Below are 22,235 nucleotides of genomic sequence, written 5' to 3'. Positions count from 1 at the left end.
ATTTCCCCCTCACTCCTCGAAAATCGATCAATCCTATTCTTTCTTTTGTCCATGAAAGCTTTTCGCTGCCACTAGCAAGCTGCCATCACTAATCTGGTAACCGTTTTTAATGATTGGATGAATGGTGGTGTTCATGCGAGAGAAAGTGATTGGCAGGTGGGTGGCGATACTGACGATAGTCTTCGCTCTTCCATTAACGGTGCAGGCAGACACTACGGATACGGTGGATAGTCGTATCCTTGAGAGTCGCTATCTCACTGTTCAGTTGGGGCCTGAGGTTGCAAAAACCGACCTGCTGAAAAGCATTGTCGATCTACGAGTACCAGAGAAAATTACCACGGTAGGAGGGGCGCTGGACTACCTGTTGAGACCCTATGGGTTTCAATTAGACGACTCTCATGAGGTAGGTGAACGGCCAGAAGCAGATGAACAATACCTTTTGTTGGTTTTGACACTTCCCGAACCGCATCGGAATTTGGGATCAATGACGTTAATGGATGCTTTGACCACCCTGGGTGGTCAAAGCTTTCGGCCTTTAATCAATCCGGTTAAGCGTTCAGTGCGCTATCAGTTGCGTGAGGGGTTTGTTCGATTCGCTGCAGCTGAAGATATGGAGGTCGCCAAACAAGAGTGGCTTGATCAGAAGGAAATAACCTCGCTGCCACCGAAAGAGCCAGAGGTAATTTCGGTGGTACAGCAAGAACATCAAACCTACGGGCCGGTGCAGCGGGGCGATAGTTTAAGCCACATCGCCAGTCAGCTCGATCTCTCGGGTATGACAATAGACCAGGTGCTGGTTTACCTCTTTCGTGCGAATCCCCATGAGTTTGCGAATGCCAACATGAATCATCTATTGGCAGGCGCGGTGCTGAAAATCCCGCCTGTTAATCCAGAAACCTTGCCGACCGAATTTGAAGCTAGTCAGCTCGTTGACGAGCACTATCGACTATGGAAGAAGCGTCTATGGATTCAGCGTGAGGTGACACAGTGAATCACCAGCGCACTTTAGCGATAGGGTTGATTTTACTTTCGTCTATTTCCGGCGCAGCGATTGCGGATACGCATGAGGCTGTAACGCACACATCACAAACCCCTGGTACTGAAACGCCGATCAGCCGAACTATTGAAATACGGACTTTAGCAAAGCGATGGGGATTGGATGAAGAAGAGTATCAACGTTATCTGGATTTAATGCGTGGTCCATTGGGAAAATGGAATCCTGGCCTTGACCCATTATTAGCGCTTGGAATGTTTGCAGAGTCTCCGCAGGAAGAACAGCGTTACGCTGAGCTGTATGCGCAACAGGAATTTGATTTAACAGGGCGTACGTTGCAATTTCAACAAGCCTACCGCGCTGCCTTCGAACGTCTGTTCCCCAATGCAAAGATGTTAGATCACCGTCTGTTGGCTCCTTACTTTGCGCACCAACAACAGAAGTCTGCAATGAAGGACGCGAAACGATTAGCGCAAAAGCGCTTTGTTGATGGTGACCGTCTGCTCCTTTTTGTACCGCCAAATTGCCGTGAGTGCTTGCCGGTTATTAACCGATTAATGGGTTTGCTGCCGAGCACTCAACAAAGCGGTGTCGATGTATACGTCCGCGATGCTCAAGATGATGGGGCTGTTAGAGCATGGGCGAATGCCCACGCGATAAAAACGACCTGGATCAATGGGCGGCATCTCACATTGAACCGTGATGAGGGGTTACTACAGCGATTGAAGAGTCAATCCACAGTTTCACCGGCAGATGCCATGCCGATCTTCTTAAAACGCGATGGACGTTTCTTTCAGTTGAACAGAGAGAGTTTGGGAATATGAAGCCTTATTTGACGAGGTCTCGTTTGATTAAACCTTGGATTGCCGGGGTGACATTGATGCAATCAGTGGCGGCGGTCGCATTGGAGGAGGTGCCAGTGGCCTATTTGATAGTTGCCAAGAGCCATCAAGTCCCTGTCGATATTCTCTATGCGATAGCAATGACAGAAAGTGGTACGCATTATCGCGGTGAGCGGGTACCGTGGCCCTGGGCGTTGAATATCGATGGCCAAAGCGTTTTTTGTGAATCCCAGCAAGATGCAATTCACCGAGTTTTCCAAGCTATTCGAAAACAGCAGTCAGTTGATATCGGGTTGATGCAGGTTAACTGGCGCTGGCACGGGCAACGGTTTGCCACGATTGACGAATCGCTGGTGCCGATTAAAAACCTCAGTGCCGGAGCTACGATTCTGCACGAGCAGTTTGAGCAGACTAATGACTGGTGGGAGGCGGTTGGGCGCTACCACGACCCCGGTCAGGACGCGGAATCGCTCGACAGCGCTCAGCGTTACCGAGAGCGTGTAAGGCAGTATTGGCGGGAGTGGTTCTGATGCGAGGGCTATTCGGACTGCTGTGCCTGTTGTTTTGTTTAGAGGCTCACGCCAGAGAACCATTAACCGTAATTTATGACTCAGGCGATACCTTACCGCTTGAACCCTATCTGCCGAAACGAGCACCACAAGAAAAGGCCACCACTCAGGACGCGAATCATCAATCGCCATTCAAGCTGCCGATCACCACACCCTCAATGCAGCCGGGTAAGGTCACAGTCACGCCAAAAGCATTACGTTATTTGCAGCGGCCCTTGTTTTTGGTGGGGTCTGATCAGAAATCACGAGACTGGCTGGCCAAAAAGCGCGAGCAGCTTATCCGTATCGGAGCCGTTGGCCTTCTGGTTGAGGCGAAGGATCGTCAGGAGATTGAGGCGGTTTTGGCTATCGCGGAAGGGCTTCGTCTGGTGCCCGCATCAGCGGAGGGTTTCGCCACTAAGCTGGGTTTGAGCCACTACCCGATCTTGCTATCAAAAGAGGGTTGGGAGCAGTGACCGACCGGTATGAAGTCGAAGTGTTATTACGTCCCCCTGTGGAACTGTCTTCGGCGATAGTGGCGTTGAGTTGTGCGGGGATCGTGTTAGCTGCACCACACACTTTGATGATGACCCCATCGGTTGCCCTGTTCAGCGCCGGGTGTCTGGGCGGGGTCGGTGTATGGCGTGGTCGCCAGGCCTGGCGAGTGATTCAATATCAGCGCCATCTCAAGCGCAGCCCGCGCTATGTCATGTCATCATCCCAAGTGCCGGTGAGTCAGTCGGTGTTGTTCTTAGGGCGAGGCTTTCGCTGGAACCAGACACACACCGAACGACTCTACGCTGCCCGCGATAAACGCGCTGAACGTTATCTGCAGCCCAGCGCCATCAAACAATGGGTTCGTCGCAAAGAGATCGAATGGGAGCATACGCCCCTGTTGCGAACGATCATGCGATGGACCGCACTAGATTCCCCTCTGAATCCCGTCCGTCCCCCGCCTGCCATCGGGGGCGATGCTGTCATACACGGTGTCGGGATCAGAGGGGAAACCAATGCCACAATGCCGCTCAGTGACCGGGTCGGGCATATGGTGGTGATCGCCCGAACTCGCCATGGCAAAACCCGGCTGGCCGAAGTGCTGACGACCCAGGATATTCGACGCGGCAATAACTGTGTCATTGTGTTAGACCCGAAAGGAGATGCCGATTATCTAAAGCGCATCTATGTTGAATCCCAGAAAGCAGGGCGTCAGCTCATTATCTTTCATCTGGGCTATCCCGAGCTGAGCGCCCGCTACAACGCCATTGGTTCTTTTTCGCGGATTACAGAAGTTGCGACGCGAATCGCCAGCCAGCTACCGGGCGAAGGTGAGGCCAGTGCGTTTAAAGAATTTGCCTGGCAATTCATCAATGTTATCGCCGTGGCGCTAGTGGCGATGGGTGAAATACCGGATTACCTCAAAATTCGTCGCTATATCACCGATATCGATGCTCTGCTGATTCTGTATGGTCGCCATTGGTTGGCTGAACATGGTCCGGAGGATTGGCAGGATGAGCTGGGGGAGCTGCAAGACAGTATTAACATAAAGTCGCTGCCAAGGATCGATCAGGGCAAAGACCCTGAGGCACTGGCAATGGTGCGCTATCTCAATACTCATGCGACTTTCGATCAGGTGTTAGAAGGGCTGATGTCTGCTTTTCGTTATGACCGTGAGTATTTTTTGAAAATCACGGTGTCCATCAAGCCCTTCCTGGAAAAGCTCACCACGGGCAACATCGCTTCTATCCTGGCACCTGATAAGACGAAAACCGACGATCAACGTCCGGTGTTGGAGTGGGCGCAAGCGATTAGATCCAACGCTGTCGTCTATGTGGGGCTGGATGCTCTCACCGACCCAGAGGTGGCCAGTGCGGTGGGCGCTTCCATGTTCAGTGACCTGACCAGTCTGGCAGGTCATATCTATAAGCACGGTATAGCACCAAGCAATACGAACGAGCAGGCCAGGAAACCACCGGATATTGTGATCCACGGGGACGAATTCTCCGACTTGATCGGGCCGCAGTTCAAGACGTTGATCAATAAAAGTGGCGGGGCTGGCTACCAACTTAATCTGTACACCCAGACCTGGAGCGACCCGATTGCCGAACTGGGTAGTGAAGCCAAAGCCGGGCAGTTGGCTGGCAACATCGGCACCATGCTGATCATGGGTGTGAAGGAGGTGGCGACCTGTGAAATGTTCACCAAGCAGCTGCCAGAAGTCAGCGTCAGTGAAATCATGGCGGTTTCCGGCGTCACCGACAATGTCGATACCTCTGCCGGCATTGGCTTTACCTCCAATAATCAGGATCGGGTGAGCATCAGCCGTGTGCCTATGATCTCCCCCGCCGATATTGTGGCGCTCCCCAAAGGGCAGGCATTCGTCCTGCTTAGGGGCAGTGAACTGTGGAAAATCCGCATCCCCATGCCATCCAAAATGGATGATCAGGAGCTGCCCGACGATTTGGGCGACATGCTCCAGCATATGCGGCGCAGTTATACGTCAGTCGTGGACTGGCCGAGCTATTATGGTCGATAGGCAAGGCTGATAAGCCCATGGCCAAGTCACAGCAGTATCAGCCCCCCAGAAGAAAAGAACCCGGCCTGATCGGCCAACTGTTTTCTGCACTGGTTCAGTTAGTTGTTTGGCTGGTGATCAGTTTAATGCTGTCTATCATCATTGAATGGCTAGGCATGATCTGGTTCTGGCCAGAACAAGGGGCAGACCACGCAAAAGCCGTTCTGGCGGCTGACCAGGCTTATCTCAACCAGCAGCTCTATGATCAATCGTTAGCTATCAGGAAGGATATTATTGCGTTAACGGGCGAGGCAGTAGGATGGGTATCCCGTCAATCCTGGATTAAAACGCTTCTGCATAACGCGCCTGATGTTCCTGACGCCAGTTTTTTTTCATCGTTGCAGGCATGGGGATATGGCTTATATCAACGATTCGATGACTATCTTCAAGCATCCACCTACGTTACACAAACATTCGTCACCCGTTTAGCGCTCATCCTATTTTCACTGCCGATCTTCTTCGTTGCGGCGCTCGTGGGTGGTGTTGACGGGCTGGTGGAACGCGACCTCAGGCGGTGGGGCGGGGGGCGCGAGAGCAGTAATGTCTTCAATCTGGCCAGACGATCCGTCGTACCTTCATTTGTAGCTGCTTGTGTGGTCTATATCAGCCTGCCGTTCAGCATTAATCCGGTGGCCGTTATCCTGCCTTTTGCCTTTCTGTTAGGCTTGGCGACGCGTGTTGCTTTCGAGCGGCTGAAAAAGTATTTTTGATCCTATTTCTAAACTAGCGCTTCTTGCAAGTAGTGCAGGAGCTAATGGAATAGCTGTACATGGATAAAGATAAGAAATTACCAGTTTTAGAAGAGTTCTGGAAAGATAGCCGATCTGGAGCATGGGCTGGCCGAGGCTTTAGGTTTCAGGACGCTGTAGCCTCGTTGTTAGCTATTTCTATTTGGAGTAATAGGCTCTCATCGGGTGTAGTCGTTCCTGAGGGATTTGATGATATTGTTATCGAGCAAGAAGATAACCTAACACTGATCCAAGTGAAATCACGGGGTGCTCATAGGCCACCGTTTACTAACTCTGAAATTAAGGGCTATGAACAAAAGTTAAATGAGGGTGCTAAAACCCTTGGGGCCGCAGGGATGGTTATTGATGGGCGCTGGCTATTTCTAGAGAAACCGGCAGCTGTAGGTGATTTTCTTAAGTGGGATGGTTTTGTTGATCAAGAATCGAAGAATGAAAGCGGATCGCTAGTTATCCCAGACCCCAAGCAGTTGGCGGTGGGTGAGCTGGAAGATCGTTTGGGTGTTGTTTCGGGCATAGCCGAGATAATCTTTCATGGCGTTCTGGCATTCTGTGGCTTTGTGGCTTCAGAAAACGCCCGTAAGCCTTACAACCTCCGATCTCGAATATCTGTCCAAACAATTGAAGCTTTAGTCTCTCGTCTTCTTAAGAGTATCGATCCGTCGTCAATCAATGAAGCTATAGAGCGAGGTGTCTGTTTCCCTGTTACGTTTGACGATCCGCTCATGGACTCTGAGTTTTACGGCGGTGTTGATGTTCAGCCGGGACATATTGCAGCTGGATTGGTCATGGATAGGCCTGATTCGGTTGCGAGAGTTGTAGAGAAAATTCAGGAAACGCGCAGTGTCTTAGTTGTTGGTCCATCTGGTTCGGGAAAGTCAGCCCTACAGTGGATGAGTGTTCATGAACTATCACATTATATGAGGTGGTTTCGTGTCTCCACAATGTCACAAAGTGGTGATATAGCGGCCATATTAAATTTAGTAGAAGCACTTCAACCCTCCTTAATGCGCCCCGTAGGCATCGTGCTAGATGATGTTGGAAAATTTGACGCATCGCTATTTCAGGCTTTGACTAGAGAAACGCGCACAAAACCAGGAGTGTTCTTTATAGGCTCTGTCCGGCAGGAAGATGTTGCCGTTCTTGGTGACATTAGTCATGTAAGTCTTATTGATTCTGCGCTTGATGAAAAATTTGCTGTTGGCCTATGGGAGAAATTACAACAAGAAGAAAGGACGACGTGGGTTTATTGGAAGGAGCCTTATCGGCTGAGTCAAGGTTTACTGCTTGAATATACGCATATCCTCACTCAGGGAAAAAGGTTAGAAGACGTAATAAAAGGACAGATCACTGATAGAAAAAAACAAGCGAGAAATGAAGAACTGGCCGTAGTCAGAGTCTGTTCTGCTGCATTCAGAGTTGGTGGGGCATTACAGGTTAATCGGTTATCTACTGTTCTCGGTCTCAATCAAAATTCCCTAGGAAGCGCTTTAGGTCGGTTGCTGGATGAGCACCTGATTCGTTATACGGCTCCAGGGGTTATTGCTGGTATTCATGATATTCGTTCAGAAGCACTGTTTTTACATAGCCATGATGAATTGGTTTTTTTAAAGGAAGAATCCAATAATTTGGCAATTCAATGTGTTGTGAGTGAGGCACTACCGGTTGTTATACAGAAGTTAGTAAACGTCGATCATGGTGAGTCGTTAATTCAGTCGATTGTTGGAAGATTACAAGAAACCCCTACCGCAACCGAATGGGCATTAGCGTTGACAGGAATGGGGATCGTATCGCTTCAGGAAATGACTAAGTCATGGATAGCCATTCTGGAAAAACAGTCGTTGGATAGTGCTCACTGGCCAATGGCGACGATGATGGCGTGTGCTGGTGCTGAAATGCCATCAGGCGATTCAATGGCTATGCGCCAAGTGAATCTTGCTGTGAAAGAGTTTTCTAATATTGCGTGCGTGGATTATAGGAAAAAACTTCTGGATGTACTCGACGATTCGTTCCAACTTGATGAGGTTAAAGAGACTGAAGAGCTCGTAGCGTTGTTTTCCAGCATGGGACCCATTCCTTCTATAGGGGCTACAGAACACAAGAAATTACAATTTGGTGGAAATATCTCCGGAGACTTTGACCAGATATGCCCATTATTGGAAGTGGCCTCCGCAGTTGATGTTGAGCTGGCGCAGTCGATCATTGCTAGCCTCGGGGGAGAGGGGACTGTCCTAGACAAATATTATTCGGTAACTCCTTGGATTTCTAAGCCAGTCGTTTTCGTTAACGATGATGGTGAAAAAGTTGTCTCAGCTGATTATCTCGTTGTTAGTGATGACGTGACTGACGATGCAGAACAATCAGTTATACAGTTGTGTGACAAGTTGGTGAGTTTAGCTCCCGATGCAGGCAAAGTAGAGGCGAGGGCAATTGGAGGGGACGGTAATGCATTACAATACGGTGACTACCCAATCGCTTCAAAGGCAATCCCTCGAAAAAATTTACCTTCATTCGCTGTTCAACGCTGGAACCAAAACTTCATTGCGTTGGTGGCGAATCAATCACTGTCACCAACGGAGACTGATTATGCCAAGTTGATGAAAGAGCAGTTAGTGAATGCGGATAGATACCTAAAAAGCTACGTGGATGCATGGTGCCGTGGTAAGGAAGGTGTATTTATTAAGAAGCATTCGGCTGCTATTGAGCAGACGGCGAATGCGGCAAACCGATATGTTATGCACCAAAAACTGTCTATTAACTATGGTCCACATCCTATTGAAGGTGGTGTGGAGTTTACGGAGCCGGTTTCATCGTTGATTGCTGGTATCTGTGGGAATTTGATTCCCCGTCTTAACAATAGAGAAAACAACTATGGCGCGTTGTCGGCTTTTTCGTCGAGCCTCTGTGAACAGGTAAAAAAGGCGAGTGACGCTTCATATTGGGCAGTACTTGACTGGGATGTTAGCCCTGTTGCTTCGAGTATTGAAGCGTTATTAGGTATGCTGAGATGGATTCTTAGCGAGTGTGCTCAAAACAGCCGTTTCGTTGAGGCAGTTACTTCTCTTTCAAAAAAGGCATCTAGAGGAAAGGCTTTACAGCTCTGTTCGGCAAACGCGAAAGAAAAGCTGAAAGGTAGGCTGGAGAAAGAGAAAGCGGCAATTCAAAAGGGCATCACTAATCTTGGTTTGGAGATAGAGATATTAGTTATTCGAGAGGGTGGAAATGACAGAGGGGTATGGCCAAGTGATGAGCTGTTAATCGCAATAGATGTGGAAACGGTAGAGTCATATTTTCATTCTTTTGATGAGATTCTATCGGTTGTTAAAAAGCATAAAAATACTAGCCGCCAAGTCTATTTGATGCCGAAAATCGATGGCACTTATATCCCACAATTTGGCTTTAGTTATTTATTTGAAAATCCACATATATTGGTTAATAAGAGCGAGGCCCTAAATCAAGCTATTGCTGGAAAGTCATTCGATGGGCTCTTATTAAAAGAGTTTGATCAAGGGATTGGCTCATTGGGGATTATTTCATCCATGATAAATGTATGTGATCTACAAAATTTGAAGCAGGATGAAGGGGATGAGTTTGATCGGGCGGTTGAGACTTGTGATCGAATTCAAGAGAAGTTTAAGCGTTATATCGAAGAGGATGATAACGATATTGTCTACGATGCCTTAGCAGTTCTTGAAGAGTTACGTGATTGTGTCGCTAAGCAGCAAGATGGTGAGATTAAAGAAGATTCTTTTTGTCCAAATCTTTCTGCTTCAAGCATAAATGCCCTGAATGGCGAAATAGATGAAGCCATGAACTACATTGCGGCAGTGCGCATTGGGTTGGTCAATCATGAATTGGGTAGTCGATTATTCTGATCTGATCCCATCTAGCTAAAGGTGGGAATGTATTGCTGAGACCATTCTGGAGAGACTAATAATATTTCTAACTTATGCGAGGTCTGAAAGTGTATTCTGGTAGACCAGCTCACCCAAGGTCGAGCGCCATTGTTCTGCATAGGTTCGCAGTGATTGGGCAGCTGCTAGTCGAGTTTCATTGTCGTTTCCTGCAAGATTGTTATTCTCCAGAGCAGTTCCAAGTGCAACGCAAGCACTGCGGTGGCGTACACCGGTTGCTGCAAGTATTCTTGAAGCGTTATTTGGAACGCCAAACCTCAGGTTTTCGGGAAACAGTCGGACTCCTTCCGAAATCTCGATTTCTTCTATCTCTAGCCGCTTGGCCAATAGGCTGATTCCTTGTTCGACTAATGTTTGGAGTGAGAAAGAAATTCCGGTGGTATATATGCCGAGTAGATCATCCATCTGTAACGTTAGCGTTTCTGCGATATCTCTAAATCTCATGCCAGACATCCAGAGTTGTGCTATTGCAAAAAAACGTTCCCTATAGTTCTCAACATCGTCATTTTCACCTAAACGAAAGCAGTCTTTCACAGTTTCTCGAAGTTCTCTATGTGTCCATGCCCATTGAAAAACAGAGGTTCGAATATCATCAACTATCTGTTCTATGTCCTCGCTCCAGTTGTCGCGCATAGGAAGTAAAGTCTGTTCGACACTGTCGATCAAACGGATCTTTGCGCCTGTTTCACGTGCCCAGGCCGCCCTTCCAGATGATTGAAGCGCTACAATACGTTGTGCGCGAAGCGAGAATATTTTACGTAGGTTGTCGGAAGGGATATTGGTAAGCTGTGCAGCTGCAAATGTCTGCGCCGCAAGCTGTTTAGCGGACTCAATAAACTCGTCTTCATTAACTTCATCAGACAACAGTTCCATTAAAGTTGAATCAATGCCATCAACTAGCGGGTGGATTATGGTGTTATTTTCCAAAAATTGATTGTCCAAAGCGATATTGTTGCGAGAAATAAAACCTGTCATTAACTCAATTAAACTGTAAAGAGAGCCTGTAACTGGCTCGCCTGGACTTTGCATAGCAACAGGTTGAACAAGTTCCCACTGATCTGGATTTGCGCAGATCAAAAGACCTTTGGTATTTGCTCCTGCTCTACCAGCTCTTCCCACAAGATTTTTAATATCGCGAGTTAGCATATTTTGCACTTGGCCATTCCCATATCTACGCTGAACTGAATAAAGAACCAGTGTGCGAATGGGAAGATTGACACCCTCTGCAAGCGTATTTGTACAAATAACTAGTTTCACATCCTGATCACGGATGAGTCCTTCAAGAACTTCTCTGGACTCTTGAGGAATATCACCGTGATGAAGAACAAAGCCATGCTGAACGCTCTGAGTTCCTATCCAGTCCGAGCCATACTCAGTCTGAAGATATGCTATAGACTGTATTAACTTATCCTGTCTGGAGAAGTCATTGGGCCTTGGCATGGGAAGATCAATTTGAAGTTGTACTACAAGGGATTGAGCGATTCCAATAGCTCCTTGGCTTCCTCGCTTATTTGCAGCGAAAATCGCCGTTGACCCCATTGGAAGTACCTTACGGGCAGCAGCAATAGCTTGGGTTTTGATCGAATTAAAGTCATAAGTCTTTTGCCGCCCTGATTCTGGGTTTATATACAAAAAGTCGCTACGACCCAGAAAGCCATCAATAATGAACTGCCTGTCAGCTGACTCTTGCGGGTGCATCTTTAAGTTGATAACTCTGCCGACCCCTCGGCCTTCCGTTTGTAATGCCGCGAATTCAGCTAGTGCAGGTCGGTAGGTACTTCGGATCACGGTTTGGTCTTCCCCGCCCAACCAGGTATTTATTTCCTCGACGTTTGGCACGATTGCAGATATAAATACAAATCGGGTAGCTCGGCCAGGGTGGCCCTTCATACGGGCCAATAACAATTCGAGACTAATTCCACGTCCGGCTCCATCTAACAAGTGACCTTCATCAATAATGGTTAGTCCAATACGTCCTGCAAAGTCGGGATCTGCTCCAAGCAATCCCGATAGGGCTTCTGGAGTGGCGACGATAGTTTGTACGTTATCAAGTTCGTGAAGTTCGTCTCCGACAGGAACGGTTCCTCCATAGGCGCAACGTGATGCGATACCTAGAGCATTCAATCGAGGAACAAGACTTCCGCGCAGTTCTGACGCAAGTGACCGGTAGGGAACCAACATTACGGCGACATCATTTGGATGTCTCTTTAGATGTGAGTACAACAGAACTTCACATAAAGTAGTTTTTCCTGCACCTGTAGGCATTTGTAGTGAGAATGTATCTCCGGATAAAAGTAGCCCTCCGTTGATCGCCTCGATTTGTGACGGGAAAAATTCCCATGTAGGGGGTTGCCTGTTGACTAAAGAGCTTACAAGTGGCGTCCAAAATCCATTGTTTCCATCTGGAAGTACTGCACGAAGGTTGGAAGTACCAAAATTCTGGATTAGTCTGTTTAGTAGTGTTGCAACGACCCAGGTTCTTGGGCCTTCATTTAGAGCATTTCTTGCTGTGTCATCTAAGGCTCGAATCAAGGTGTCTATTTGTCCTTGATCCCCGGAGAGAATCGCAGATCGGGCTTCTAAGGCTATTGTAGATTGCAGTTCCGGAGGTCTAACTAGAAAATCGAAACAGCCTGAAAGCAAGCTTTGATTGTCCATTGGACGCGAACATCTGCGCATTGTTAGATATGCTGATGCAGGATAATTGCCGAAATAGAAAGACGTTGCTGCAAATAACATTGAGTCTTCTTTGCTAATACCATATTGACCTAACTGATCATCAGACATTTCCGTTGCAAATTGTAGAAATGCATTGCCCAGCTGAGCCCAGTCGGATCGAGATGTATCGGGTGAATGAAGGCAACTGAATAGCTCGCCAACCAGAGAGATATAAAAGTCCTGAGGACGATTTGCAACATGCGCAATATTGATAGGTGTTTGAGGAATTGCAAAGAGTCTGAGGTGGCGAATGTTGTCAGCATCGTTAATCCAGTTTTGTAACAGCTCTCTCATGCTTATTCCTCTACTAGCGTATTGTTCAGTGAAGAAAACATGGACTCGTAGGTCTGCTTAAGGTCAGGGATTACAATTACTAGGAGTGTAAAATTAGCATCAGAGGTGTCAGGTGCTGTCGTAAGTTCTTGTTCAGCTAAGCTTTCACATATCACGGCGATTGCGTGAAACCTCCGCGCTATGGGTGGATAATCAACAAGGTCGATAAAGCGGTTTAGCAAGGGAATGTCCACGTCCCCTAGCTGTTCAGGCTCAGTCATCGCGCGTTCGCGAAGCCACACCAATGTTGTAGCAAGACGACTGGTCTGATCTTTCGCTGAATCATCAATAGCGGAGGCAATTGGCGTTGAGGCACCATTGGTCGATTTTACTTTAACTTCCGCACATAAGAGTGCATCTTCCTCGCTTGGGTGTGGCCGATTAGGCATCAAAAAATGGACTACATCGGACTTTGGGGCTGGTTTGTTCCTGTCTTGCTTAAGTCGCCATTTCTTAGCGCCGATAGCATTTTTAGGTAGCTCTTTTGTAGATTGATAGAAGTATCCAAGAATCTCGCCAAAGTCTCCTGCCATTGTTGAACCAGGGTCTGGAAGGCGCGATGCTAAAATTTCGGCTTTGGAAAGCCCTGATTGTGAAGAAGCCTTGGTAAGCATTTGATCTGTGATGTAACAACGCCGTACCGCGACGGCGGTATTGGTGAGGAGTTCATCGACTTGCTCAGAAGTCATTCTGACTAGCTCGTAAGGGTGTTCCTGTTGGCGAAGAAACCAGGGTATAGCGTTGTTGAAATCAAAACCAAGTTCATCCATCTACTATTCTCACAAAATTATTTTCGTTAGCCTTTCGCCTTTGTCAATTCCCTATAGCGATAGGTCTCGGTCACAAAGTCTATGAATGCCACTGCTGATGCTACGGCTAGCCTGGCGTGACGAGGTTGTAATCCACGGTGATGCCCGTCTCGTCCATGACCTGTACCATATAGCCCCCTTAGACGAGTTAGATTGCTAGTTATCTGGGTAAGATTTCGCAGAATAAGACGGATACTCTCGGCTCCCTTAGCTGCGTCAGTAATTCCATCAGGCACGAGTTGAAGTTCTTTTGTTAACTTTTTGGTTAAATCACCCAAATCGTCAGACTTGTTTATGGCTACTCCGCGTTTAGTAAGTATCGTCTTGCAGCAGGTTTCTACTAGTTCTTTGGCGGTTCCAATGGCAAGTGCTGGATCTCGGTCAACTGCATGTTCAAGCCGTTCTATCTCTTTTGCCATCCAACCTGCGTCCAGCGAATCGGCCACATTTCGGGCCCGCGACACTGCATGAGATCCGTGGTTTGAGATCTCGCGATAGGAAAAACGTGGGCGACCAGCTATTCGCTCCTCCTCATAAACTTCCCATCCCGCCTGTCTTAATTGATCATTAAACTGTGAAGCAAGCTTAAGGGCTTCATCTCTATCAGGTCGAACTATCGGATGAACCACTTCGCACAAGAAGCGTAGAAATGTTTCGGAAGGGCCATCGATGAGCCTGAAACGGTCATCCGTGAATACCCAATCGAGTTCCCAGTCATCATTGTTAATACAGTGCTGCCAAATATCGCCTGCCGCATCATCGAATCGGCTATCAAAGGAAGGTAGTTTCTTAAGATCAAATAACCTGCTGAGGAACTCCACACCATCAAGGCAACCGTGCCACACTACATTTTCTAGCTTCAGGCCATCAAGTATATTGGTTCGAACTTGACGTGGTACGCTGGTCTGATTTTTTCTCCAGTCAGATCGTTGTTCTCGCGCAGGTACTATTTTTGCCGAATACCAATCTTGGGTTTCTGCATCTAGGACCGATTTTAAGTGAGACGTAATCTGCTCTTCTAGCTGTCCTCTCTGTTGGCCTAACTGAGCATAATCTCGTGCAGGAACATCAAAGAATATTTCCCAGATTTCTGTACCGCCATTCCAGTTATCGTATCCTGTCTGTTCAGCGCGAGCGGGGTATAGGCGGACAAAATTTGCTGCTTCGGTCATGCCCTCTGCTTCAAGTAAGGCGTAAACTGTAGCCAATGTGCTTTCCAGATGCTGCTTTTCCATTTGATATTCCAAAATCTAAGACTTTTTAGACCCATGGTGCGTTTTGGCTAGAAGTAGTTTTTGATGAAAACTTACTTGTCTTGAAGAAAGCTTTTCCATAGCTCTAAATCTCGATTATCCCTGATCATTGCCTTAACGAAAGGGGATGATTATGCGCCTAAAAATAGCTGCTGTTGGTTTTTTGACCATTGTTTATCTGTTTCCAGCCTACGCGGTTACTGATCGAGAGCGCTTGGCTCTTCAACGGCTACACAGTGAGCTTACAAGTATCCAAGAGATTATCAAAGCAGCTGAACAAAATTCCAACGATCAAGGCCGTTATCTCGTTGATTATGATCAACTTAAGGGTGACATGGGGCAAATTCAACAGGGAATTGAAGATATTTTGAACAGTCGGAGACGCGAGCCTCGGTCGTTACCTCCCATCGAAGGAGATTATCGCTGATGGCTGTCTCAGCATCACAAGAGGCAGCTTTCACCGGAGCAACGTTAGGTGTACCCATGGGTAGCTTTAGCCTAACGATTCTTTTGATTTTGTATTCGGTGCTCTATATCTGGGTCGCCTGGGTCATTGTCACTCAATGGAAAGCCTGGTCGCACCGAAAAATAAATTTCTATGATTTTCTGACTCGATCAGTCCGCTCGATATTTTTAACCCTCGTTCTTGGCTTCCTACTGCGATAGCGCTAACGAAACACATTCAATGCGAAGCTTTTAGCACGAAGTTTTTACCACGAAACATGAGGAAGACTATGAACCCCGTAATGCATGAATCTACTATTAAACAGAAGCGCAATATTGTTCCCTTATCGATGTTTTGCCTGTGGCTGGTCTCAATATCAGCTCAGGCACAGCTGCCTACACCGGTCGATCCGTCGAGCGGTGCGCCTAATGGCAACTACTTAGCCTTTATGCAGGGATGGTCGGGAGATGCCATTGACTATATCGCCCTGGTTATCTCAGGTGCTGGCTTCCTGTGGATCGGTTGGATACTGCTCTCCAAATTCAATGAAGCGCGCAGCTCCAATGATCCTGATTGGGGCTCTGTGGGCTTGACTGCAGTTATAGCTGGTGTGCTGTTGGCCATCGTGTCTTTCTTCCTGAACGAAGCCGTTGGAATCATCTGAGGCATGGAATCGCAGCAACAAGCAAATGAACTGTTGCCGGTGCGCCTGAATGCTGAACCGTCGATCTTCAGGGGATGCTCACTCTCAGAATTGATGCTGCTGGTTACTGTGGGTGGTATTGTCCTGGTGCCCGGTAGCGTCATTGTGTGTGGCTTATTTGGCTATCTGATGATGGGGGTCGGAATCGGTTTGCTCTTGGTGATTGCCTGGGTCGTTATTGGCGCAACGATATTACAAAAGCTAAAGCGGGGCAGGCCGCTGGGCTACTACCAGTTGCGGTTACGCCTATGGCTTGAAGACCTTTACTTGCTGCGTTCCTCGTTCATACGACAAAGCCGGGTTTGGGATATTGGCCGGAGAATGAAGTGATGAATAAAACCATAAGTAAACCAGCGGCTATCAAAAACAATCAGGCCCGACAGCGACTGCTCGCCGCCACTGATCATATTCGTACATTGAGACTCGTTCTAGTGTGTTTGCTTGTTGCAGTCATCGCGCTCTGGTGGCGTAACGGCGTATTGCAGGAAACGCGGCGGCTCTATATTCCGCCCGATTTGACTCAGGGGCTGGTAACCAATTTTGATAGTGTGCCAGCGCCGACGGTATATACGTTCGGCTATTACATTTTCCAGCAATTGAACCGCTGGCCAAGCGACGGAGAGAAAGACTACCCCAAGCAGATATACGCGCTCCAGGGTTTTCTTACGCCAGGCTGTCGAGCAGCACTGGAAGCAGATATGAATACCAAACAGGAACTGGGTGAGTTGCGTCAACGGGTTCGCTCAGTACAGGAAATTCTTGGTCAAACTTATTCCCGTCAACGTGTCCAGATTGAAACCAGCAGTGCGTGGAGAATCTGGCTGGATGTCAATGTCACGGAATCGATTGGAGGCCATCCGGTTAAGGATGTGCTGTTGCGTTATCACTTACGTGTAGTTCGCTTTGATGTCGATAAAGAGGTTAATCCCTGGGGGTTGGCATTAGCCTGTAATGAAGCCATGCGCCCAGTGCTGTTACAAGAGGACCAGCTTGGCAAACCCTTCCGGCGTCCTGGAGATGATTTATGAAAATCTGTTTTAAGTGGTTTTGTGGGGTTTTACTTACGGTAGCGGCTGCTACGGTCATAGCCGACGCCCCACAGCGTGTACTTTGGGATAAGCGCCCCATTAGCATTCACCTACAAGTGGGTCATGAACGTATTATTCATTTCCCTGATGATGTGCGTTATTGGCTGCCTGATAGGGTTAAACACCAAGTGTCAGCCCTGGCGGCAAACGGTGTGTTGTATATCAGGGCAACTGAGCCGTTTCCGACAACCCGTATCCGTGTTCAGGGGCTGAATGATCAGCAAGTTTATTTGTTAGATATAACGGTCAGTGAAACTGCAGCAGTTAGTGATGAACTGATTGTGATGACAAAGGAAAACACTCGGAATCGCAGTAAGGAAACAACTGCGTACAAAACGATAGAGGATTGGCGTATTCGATTGACCCGTTATGCTGCACAACAACTCTATGCGCCGGAGCGGTTAGTCGATGGTGACAGCGCGATTAAACGAATTCCGGTTGAATCAAAAACGTCAGTGCCATTGATTCGCGGTGGCCTTATCGAAACTGTGCCAATAGCTTCATGGCAGACTAATGCTGAACCTATGGGATTAACAGTGACAGCGGTTAGAGTGCGTAATTTGTCGCGGCAGTCGCTGCAACTACAGTTCGATCAATCCGATACTCCCCAAGTACTGAACCTAAGCCGCCTCGTTCGTGGAGATTGGTTAACAGCGACATTGCAACATGTTCGCTTGGGGGCAATGGGTGATGAAACCGATACAACCACCTTGTATCTAGTCTCGAATCGGTCTTTCGTGGAAAGCCTTTCCCTGCCGATTGACAGCCGGGCTCTGCAAAATAGGCAAACGGGTAAAGAGGAAAACCAGGATGGCTGAAAAGCGCATGAATCCGTTGCTAATCGGGGGGGCTGCACTGGCCCTTGGTTGTCTGTCTCTGGTGATGTGCTCGGAACCACAGGAAAGTTATCAGCCTGTGGAGCAGATACCTGGGTATGACCCTGAAGCCAAACCGCAAGATGGTGATACGCAGACTGATACTATCAAAGCATTGCAGGCCTACGCCCGAGAGGCGGTAAAAAAAGCGGATACGTTGAATGCATCAACCAAAGAAAACATGGGCAAGGTGCTAGAGAACCAGCAAAAAGTATCAAGGTTGGAGACGGCAAACCTGCAAGCGCAGGAAACATTGGATGAAACCAAGGCGACCATAGGCTCGCTTCAACAGCACCTCAGTCAGCTAAGGCGTGAGCTTAATGATTTGAAAGAAAGTAAAGGCTCAACCAACATTGGGCAATTAAATCAGGATGGGTTGCCCGTAGGCTTTGGTTTTGATGGTCAGAATGTGATTCCGGTCAATCCAGATCAGGGTGCCTGGCATAACCCTATTGATTATGTCGAATCGGAAACGACCGAAGGTGATAAGGGCAGATTTACCGGCTTGTTGCCTCGCTCGCCTAATACGTCTGCGACGGATAACGAGGTACGAGATTCTGAGAAGAAAAATCAGATTGTTGTCGAGCCGGTTTATACGATCCCCAAAGATGCAACGTTAACGGATGGACTAGCTCTAACGGCGTTGATTGGCCGTATTCCTGTGGAGGGACAGACGCCTGATCCCTATCCGGTAAAAATCTATATCGGCAAAGAAAATCTTTTAGCCAATGGCCACGATATGCCTGAGGTCGAAGGCATGATTTTCAGTGGTTTGGGGTTTGGTGACTGGAATCTCTCCTGTGTGAGTGCTCGCCTAACATCGGCCACCTTCATCTTTGAGGACGGTTCTATCGTTAACCACAGTAGTCAGGGGCAACCCTTGGGCTACATCTCTGACCCTAGCGGCGTGCCCTGTGTGGCGGGGCGCTTTGTCACCAACGCACCATCATTTATTACTCAGCGTATTGGGCTGGCAGGGTTAGGGGCGGCGGGATCTGCCTATGCCGAAGCACAGCAGCAGCGGCAAACATCATCATTAACCGGGTCAACAACCAGTACTGTCGTAGGTGACATTAATAAACTGGTTGCTGGTGAGGCAGTGCAGTCAGCAACAGATGAGGTCAGCCGGTGGCTATTAGCAAGACAAAAGCAAAGTTTTGATGCGGTGGTGGTAAATCCAGGGGTAGAAGTATCCGTTCATTTAGATCGCAGTTTGCCACTGGATAAAAGTTCGATTGCAAGGAGATTACGCTATGCGAAAAATGATTCTGATATTAATCGCGATTTGGATTAATGCTGGGCTACTGTCTGGTTGCACCACTTCCAAGGCCAAAGTATTTGGCACGGATATGCCCTCAATGAAGAGCATTCACGATGAAAAATTCCACAATGCTAACGATGAACAGCTGGTGCGGCGGCAACGTGCCGCCGTCGAAGAGGGCAATACTGAACAAGAAGAGTTTCAGTGGTTACCTAATCCGACGCTGCGAATGTATGTTTTCAGGCACCTGACCGCTGCAGGCCACCCGGTACCGGGATATAGCACCTTTTTCCGGCTTTACACCCAGGATCATATTGTGGCTCCGGGCGAACAGGCAGGGTGGAAATAGAAATGGCAGATAAGCAATTAATAGGCAAGCAATCAAACCGTGATTCAGTGATTACGGATGCTGATGTGGATACACTCTATCGTCACCCCGCGTCGTTAAGCGATTGGTTACCGTGGGTAGACTACGAGGAGGCGACCGAGACGTTTACCCTAGAAGATAGTTATAGTGCTGCAGCGATGTTTGAAATTACTGGTGTTTCAACTGAAGCACGATCAAGCAAATTCTTGGAGGAAGTGCAGGCCAATATACAAACTTGCATCAACCACACAATTCCTGCACATGATAATCCTTTCGTCTTGCAGTGTTTTGTCTCGGACGAAGATTCACTGTCAGCATTATCACAGTCTTTGAATACCTACGCAGAGAGCCATTGCAGGCAAACCCCAGAGCATCGGTTGTTGGCAAGTAATTTCGTTGGCCGTATGCAAAGGCATTTCAAGCGTATGACACTGAGCACCGGGTTATTTGAAGACAGCACGGTGACGGGCGGTAGCTGGCGAGGAAAGGTGCGTCGAGTGCGGGTATTTTTGTATCGCCGGAGAGAGTTAAACGATAACGAACATATAGATCCCGTTGCCGAGATAAACCAGGTCGCGGAACGCTTTGTCACACAGATGGCAGCGACAGGCATTGGTATTCGGCGATGTGATGATAACGATCTTTATGCTTGGCTGTTGCGCTGGTTTAATCCCAAGGCTGAGGTGGCAGAAGGGGATTTGGATAGGCTCACTGAGCTAATGTCACTTCCCGAAAAGCAGGAACGGGCATTTAGCCACGATCTGTCCGACCTATTGTTTCTTTCTCAGCCCTCATCCGATGGCGGGCACGGTGTTTGGTACTTCGATGATTTTCCACATAGAGCGATCACTGTGGATGCATTGCGAAGGAAGCCCTTGCCCGGTCACTTTACCGGTGAGCGACAGGTTGGCGATAACCTGTATGCCTTGTTCGATAAGTTGCCAGAGGGCAGCATTCTTTCCCTATGCGTGACACTTCAGCCTCAAGACCTCGTCGAAAATCATGTGGTGCAAGTGCTCAATTCAGCAAAGGGTGAAACGGCAGAAGCGATGGCGGCTGAGCAGGATGCCAAGGAAGCCTTGAAATGGATGTCCCACGGGGACTACCTGTTGCCCACCGTTATAACGCTGTTCACCCGTGGGGATTCCCTCGCTGATCTGCAAAAGAGGACCAATGAAGTCAACGCGTTGCTACTGGCTAATGGTTTGCATCCTATTCGAGAGAAAGATGAGTTGTTACCGCTGGATACCTATATTCGCCAGTTACCAATGAACTATGAACCGAAAAGGGAGAAGGTCAACAAAAAGAGTCGTCTGGTGTTCTCCAGTGATCTGGCCAAGTTATTACCGTTCTACGGTCGCAGTCGGGGAACCGGGCATCCGGGGCTGGTTTTCTTTAATCGAGGCGGTGAGCCTTTGACCTTCGATCCGCTGAACAAACTGGACCGGGCTAAGAATGCCTTTGGGTTGGTTCTGGGGCCTCCTGGTTCTGGTAAGTCGGCATTAATGGTGTACATCCTGTTACAGGTCGCAGCGATATACGGCGCGCGAATTTACATTATTGAAAAGGGCGGGTCGTTCAAACTGCTGGGTGATTATTGTCGATATTTCGGGCTGAGCGTTAATCAGGTAACGCTGCACCCCAAGGAAGACGTTAGCCTACCACCCTTTGCTGACGCCTATGAAATGCTCAAAAGAGAACGGGCACAGCAAGCTTCGTTTGATGAAGAGCCATCAGCTTACGAAGAGGCATCATTAGAGGCCTCGGATAGCAGTGATGATGACGAAGAACGGGATCTGCTGGGTGAAATGGAATTGAAGGCCCGCATTATGATTACCGGCGGTGACAGCAAAGAAGAGGCCGTGATGACGCGGGCGGATCGCCTAACTATTCGTAGAGCGATCATCCTAGCTGCGGAGGAAAAGCAAGCGGCTGGCAGTCGAGAAATCGTATTAACCGAGGATGTGGTTAATGCGTTGAACAAGTTGGCGGCAGATGAGTCCAGTACGCCGAAACGCCAAGAGCGTGCCAGAGACATGGCCGATGCTATGGCGTTGTATTGTTCCGGTACTGCCGGGCACTTCTTTAACCGTGTGGGCAAAGCCTGGCCAGAGGCCGATGTCACTATTATGGAAATGGGCCTGTTAGCTAACGAAGGCTATGAAGATCAGTTGGCCTTAGGGTTTATGGGCTTGATGAATCAGATTAACGGTGTGGTAGAGCGTGAGCAATATGATCATCGTCCGACTTTTGTCCTTGGCGATGAGGCTCACCTAATTACCACCAACCCCTTGTTAGCTATCTTCCTGGTTAAGATCGTGAAAATGTGGCGCAAGTTAGGTGCCTGGTTATGGCTGGCCACTCAGAATCTGGAAGACTTTCCCGATGCCGCCAAAAAGCTACTCAGCATGTTCGAATGGTGGATTGCTATGGTCTGTCCCAAGGAAGAGATTGAGCAAATCTCGCGCTTTAAAGACCTCTCCGAGGAGCAAAAAGGCATGTTGCGGGCAGCAAGAAAGGAGCCTGGAAATTATACCGAGGGCGTTGTGCTTTCGGATAATCTGCAATGCCTGTTCAGAAACGTACCACCCCCGTTAGCTTTGGCACTCGCCATGACTGAAAAACACGAGAAGCAACAGCGAGCTGAGATTATGAGATCCCAGCACTGTTCTGAGCTGGAGGCAGTATTTGCTATAGCAGAAAACATGGCGTCGAGACAGTAGGTGAGAAACCCAGTAGCCTACAGAATGTTGTAGATTGAGGAAAA

19 protein-coding genes are annotated in these 22,235 nt (G+C 48.3%); 16 read left to right on the top strand and 3 right to left on the bottom strand.

Annotated elements, in window-relative coordinates; translation table 11 throughout:
- Positions 1 to 133 precede the first annotated feature (133 nt).
- Genes CYCPU_RS0106690 through CYCPU_RS0106660 form a run of 7 tightly spaced genes read left to right on the top strand, consistent with a single transcriptional unit; the run spans position 134 to position 9,577 of the window.
- Positions 134 to 991, top strand: a complete 858-nt coding sequence (locus CYCPU_RS0106690) for a FimV/HubP family polar landmark protein (RefSeq protein WP_020162293.1) — start codon at positions 134 to 136, stop codon at positions 989 to 991.
- Positions 988 to 1,818 (top strand): TIGR03759 family integrating conjugative element protein, encoded by an 831-nt coding sequence (locus CYCPU_RS0106685; RefSeq protein ID WP_020162292.1) that lies wholly within the window; start codon positions 988 to 990, stop codon positions 1,816 to 1,818. The genes CYCPU_RS0106690 and CYCPU_RS0106685 overlap by 4 nt, the downstream gene beginning before the upstream one ends.
- Positions 1,815 to 2,366: a lytic transglycosylase domain-containing protein gene (locus CYCPU_RS0106680; protein WP_020162291.1), complete on the top strand. Its 552-nt coding sequence runs from the start codon at positions 1,815 to 1,817 to the stop codon at positions 2,364 to 2,366. The genes CYCPU_RS0106685 and CYCPU_RS0106680 overlap by 4 nt, the downstream gene beginning before the upstream one ends.
- On the top strand, positions 2,366 to 2,860 hold the full coding sequence (locus tag CYCPU_RS0106675; protein ID WP_020162290.1) for a PFL_4695 family integrating conjugative element protein: 495 nt from the start codon (positions 2,366 to 2,368) through the stop codon (positions 2,858 to 2,860). The genes CYCPU_RS0106680 and CYCPU_RS0106675 overlap by 1 nt, the downstream gene beginning before the upstream one ends.
- Positions 2,857 to 4,917 carry a type IV conjugative transfer system coupling protein TraD gene (gene traD, locus CYCPU_RS0106670; protein WP_020162289.1) on the top strand — a complete coding sequence of 687 codons (2,061 nt, stop codon included), beginning with the start codon at positions 2,857 to 2,859 and terminating at the stop codon, positions 4,915 to 4,917. Before CYCPU_RS0106675 ends, traD begins: the two co-directional genes overlap by 4 nt.
- A 17-nt stretch (positions 4,918 to 4,934) precedes the next feature.
- A complete protein-coding gene (locus CYCPU_RS0106665; protein ID WP_020162288.1) occupies positions 4,935 to 5,666 on the top strand; it encodes a TIGR03747 family integrating conjugative element membrane protein in 732 nt (243 codons plus the stop codon).
- 59 nt (positions 5,667 to 5,725) lie between these two features.
- Positions 5,726 to 9,577, top strand: coding sequence for a dsDNA nuclease domain-containing protein (locus CYCPU_RS0106660; RefSeq protein WP_020162287.1), 3,852 nt, complete (start codon positions 5,726 to 5,728; stop codon positions 9,575 to 9,577).
- A gap of 72 nt (positions 9,578 to 9,649) precedes the next feature.
- Here the strand turns inward: CYCPU_RS0106660 and CYCPU_RS0106655 are convergent, their stop codons facing one another.
- Genes CYCPU_RS0106655 through CYCPU_RS0106645 form a run of 3 tightly spaced genes read right to left on the bottom strand, consistent with a single transcriptional unit; the run spans position 9,650 to position 14,684 of the window.
- On the bottom strand, positions 9,650 to 12,628 hold the full coding sequence (locus CYCPU_RS0106655; protein ID WP_020162286.1) for a DEAD/DEAH box helicase: 2,979 nt from the start codon (positions 12,626 to 12,628) through the stop codon (positions 9,650 to 9,652).
- A 2-nt stretch (positions 12,629 to 12,630) separates the two neighbouring features.
- On the bottom strand, positions 12,631 to 13,437 hold the full coding sequence (locus CYCPU_RS0106650) for a Hachiman antiphage defense system protein HamA (RefSeq protein WP_020162285.1): 807 nt from the start codon (positions 13,435 to 13,437) through the stop codon (positions 12,631 to 12,633).
- Between the two features lie 26 nt (positions 13,438 to 13,463).
- Complete coding sequence (locus tag CYCPU_RS0106645) at positions 13,464 to 14,684, bottom strand: abortive infection family protein (RefSeq protein ID WP_198003967.1); 1,221 nt, start codon at positions 14,682 to 14,684, stop codon at positions 13,464 to 13,466.
- A gap of 178 nt (positions 14,685 to 14,862) precedes the next feature.
- Between CYCPU_RS0106645 and CYCPU_RS0106640 the strand changes: the two genes are divergently transcribed.
- From CYCPU_RS0106640 to CYCPU_RS0106600, 9 genes are all read left to right on the top strand, one after another.
- Positions 14,863 to 15,156 (top strand): integrative conjugative element protein, RAQPRD family, encoded by a 294-nt coding sequence (locus CYCPU_RS0106640; protein ID WP_020162283.1) that lies wholly within the window; start codon positions 14,863 to 14,865, stop codon positions 15,154 to 15,156.
- Positions 15,156 to 15,395: a TIGR03758 family integrating conjugative element protein gene (locus CYCPU_RS0106635; RefSeq protein WP_020162282.1), complete on the top strand. Its 240-nt coding sequence runs from the start codon at positions 15,156 to 15,158 to the stop codon at positions 15,393 to 15,395. The genes CYCPU_RS0106640 and CYCPU_RS0106635 overlap by 1 nt, the downstream gene beginning before the upstream one ends.
- A 68-nt stretch (positions 15,396 to 15,463) precedes the next feature.
- Positions 15,464 to 15,838 carry a TIGR03745 family integrating conjugative element membrane protein gene (locus CYCPU_RS0106630; RefSeq protein WP_020162281.1) on the top strand — a complete coding sequence of 125 codons (375 nt, stop codon included), beginning with the start codon at positions 15,464 to 15,466 and terminating at the stop codon, positions 15,836 to 15,838.
- A gap of 3 nt (positions 15,839 to 15,841) precedes the next feature.
- Positions 15,842 to 16,207 carry a TIGR03750 family conjugal transfer protein gene (locus CYCPU_RS0106625; RefSeq protein WP_020162280.1) on the top strand — a complete coding sequence of 122 codons (366 nt, stop codon included), beginning with the start codon at positions 15,842 to 15,844 and terminating at the stop codon, positions 16,205 to 16,207.
- Entirely contained in the window at positions 16,207 to 16,905 is a 699-nt protein-coding gene (locus CYCPU_RS11720; protein ID WP_020162279.1) for a PFL_4703 family integrating conjugative element protein, read from the top strand. Before CYCPU_RS0106625 ends, CYCPU_RS11720 begins: the two co-directional genes overlap by 1 nt.
- Complete coding sequence (locus tag CYCPU_RS0106615) at positions 16,902 to 17,783, top strand: TIGR03749 family integrating conjugative element protein (protein ID WP_020162278.1); 882 nt, start codon at positions 16,902 to 16,904, stop codon at positions 17,781 to 17,783. Before CYCPU_RS11720 ends, CYCPU_RS0106615 begins: the two co-directional genes overlap by 4 nt.
- Positions 17,784 to 17,880: 97 nt before the next feature.
- The gene (locus CYCPU_RS0106610) at positions 17,881 to 19,134 is read left to right on the top strand and encodes a TIGR03752 family integrating conjugative element protein (RefSeq protein ID WP_232228610.1); all 1,254 of its coding nucleotides are present in this window, start codon (positions 17,881 to 17,883) and stop codon (positions 19,132 to 19,134) included.
- Positions 19,094 to 19,450, top strand: coding sequence for a hypothetical protein (locus tag CYCPU_RS0106605; protein WP_020162276.1), 357 nt, complete (start codon positions 19,094 to 19,096; stop codon positions 19,448 to 19,450). Before CYCPU_RS0106610 ends, CYCPU_RS0106605 begins: the two co-directional genes overlap by 41 nt.
- Before the next feature lie 2 nt (positions 19,451 to 19,452).
- On the top strand, positions 19,453 to 22,191 hold the full coding sequence (locus CYCPU_RS0106600; protein WP_020162275.1) for a conjugative transfer ATPase: 2,739 nt from the start codon (positions 19,453 to 19,455) through the stop codon (positions 22,189 to 22,191).
- Positions 22,192 to 22,235: the final 44 nt, after the last annotated feature.

This window comes from Cycloclasticus pugetii PS-1 (assembly GCF_000384415.1).
GTDB classification, from domain to species: Bacteria; Pseudomonadota; Gammaproteobacteria; order Methylococcales; family Cycloclasticaceae; genus Cycloclasticus; species Cycloclasticus pugetii.
The sequence above is the reverse complement of the archived record's forward strand: the minus strand, read 5'-3'. Positions and strand labels throughout refer to the sequence as shown.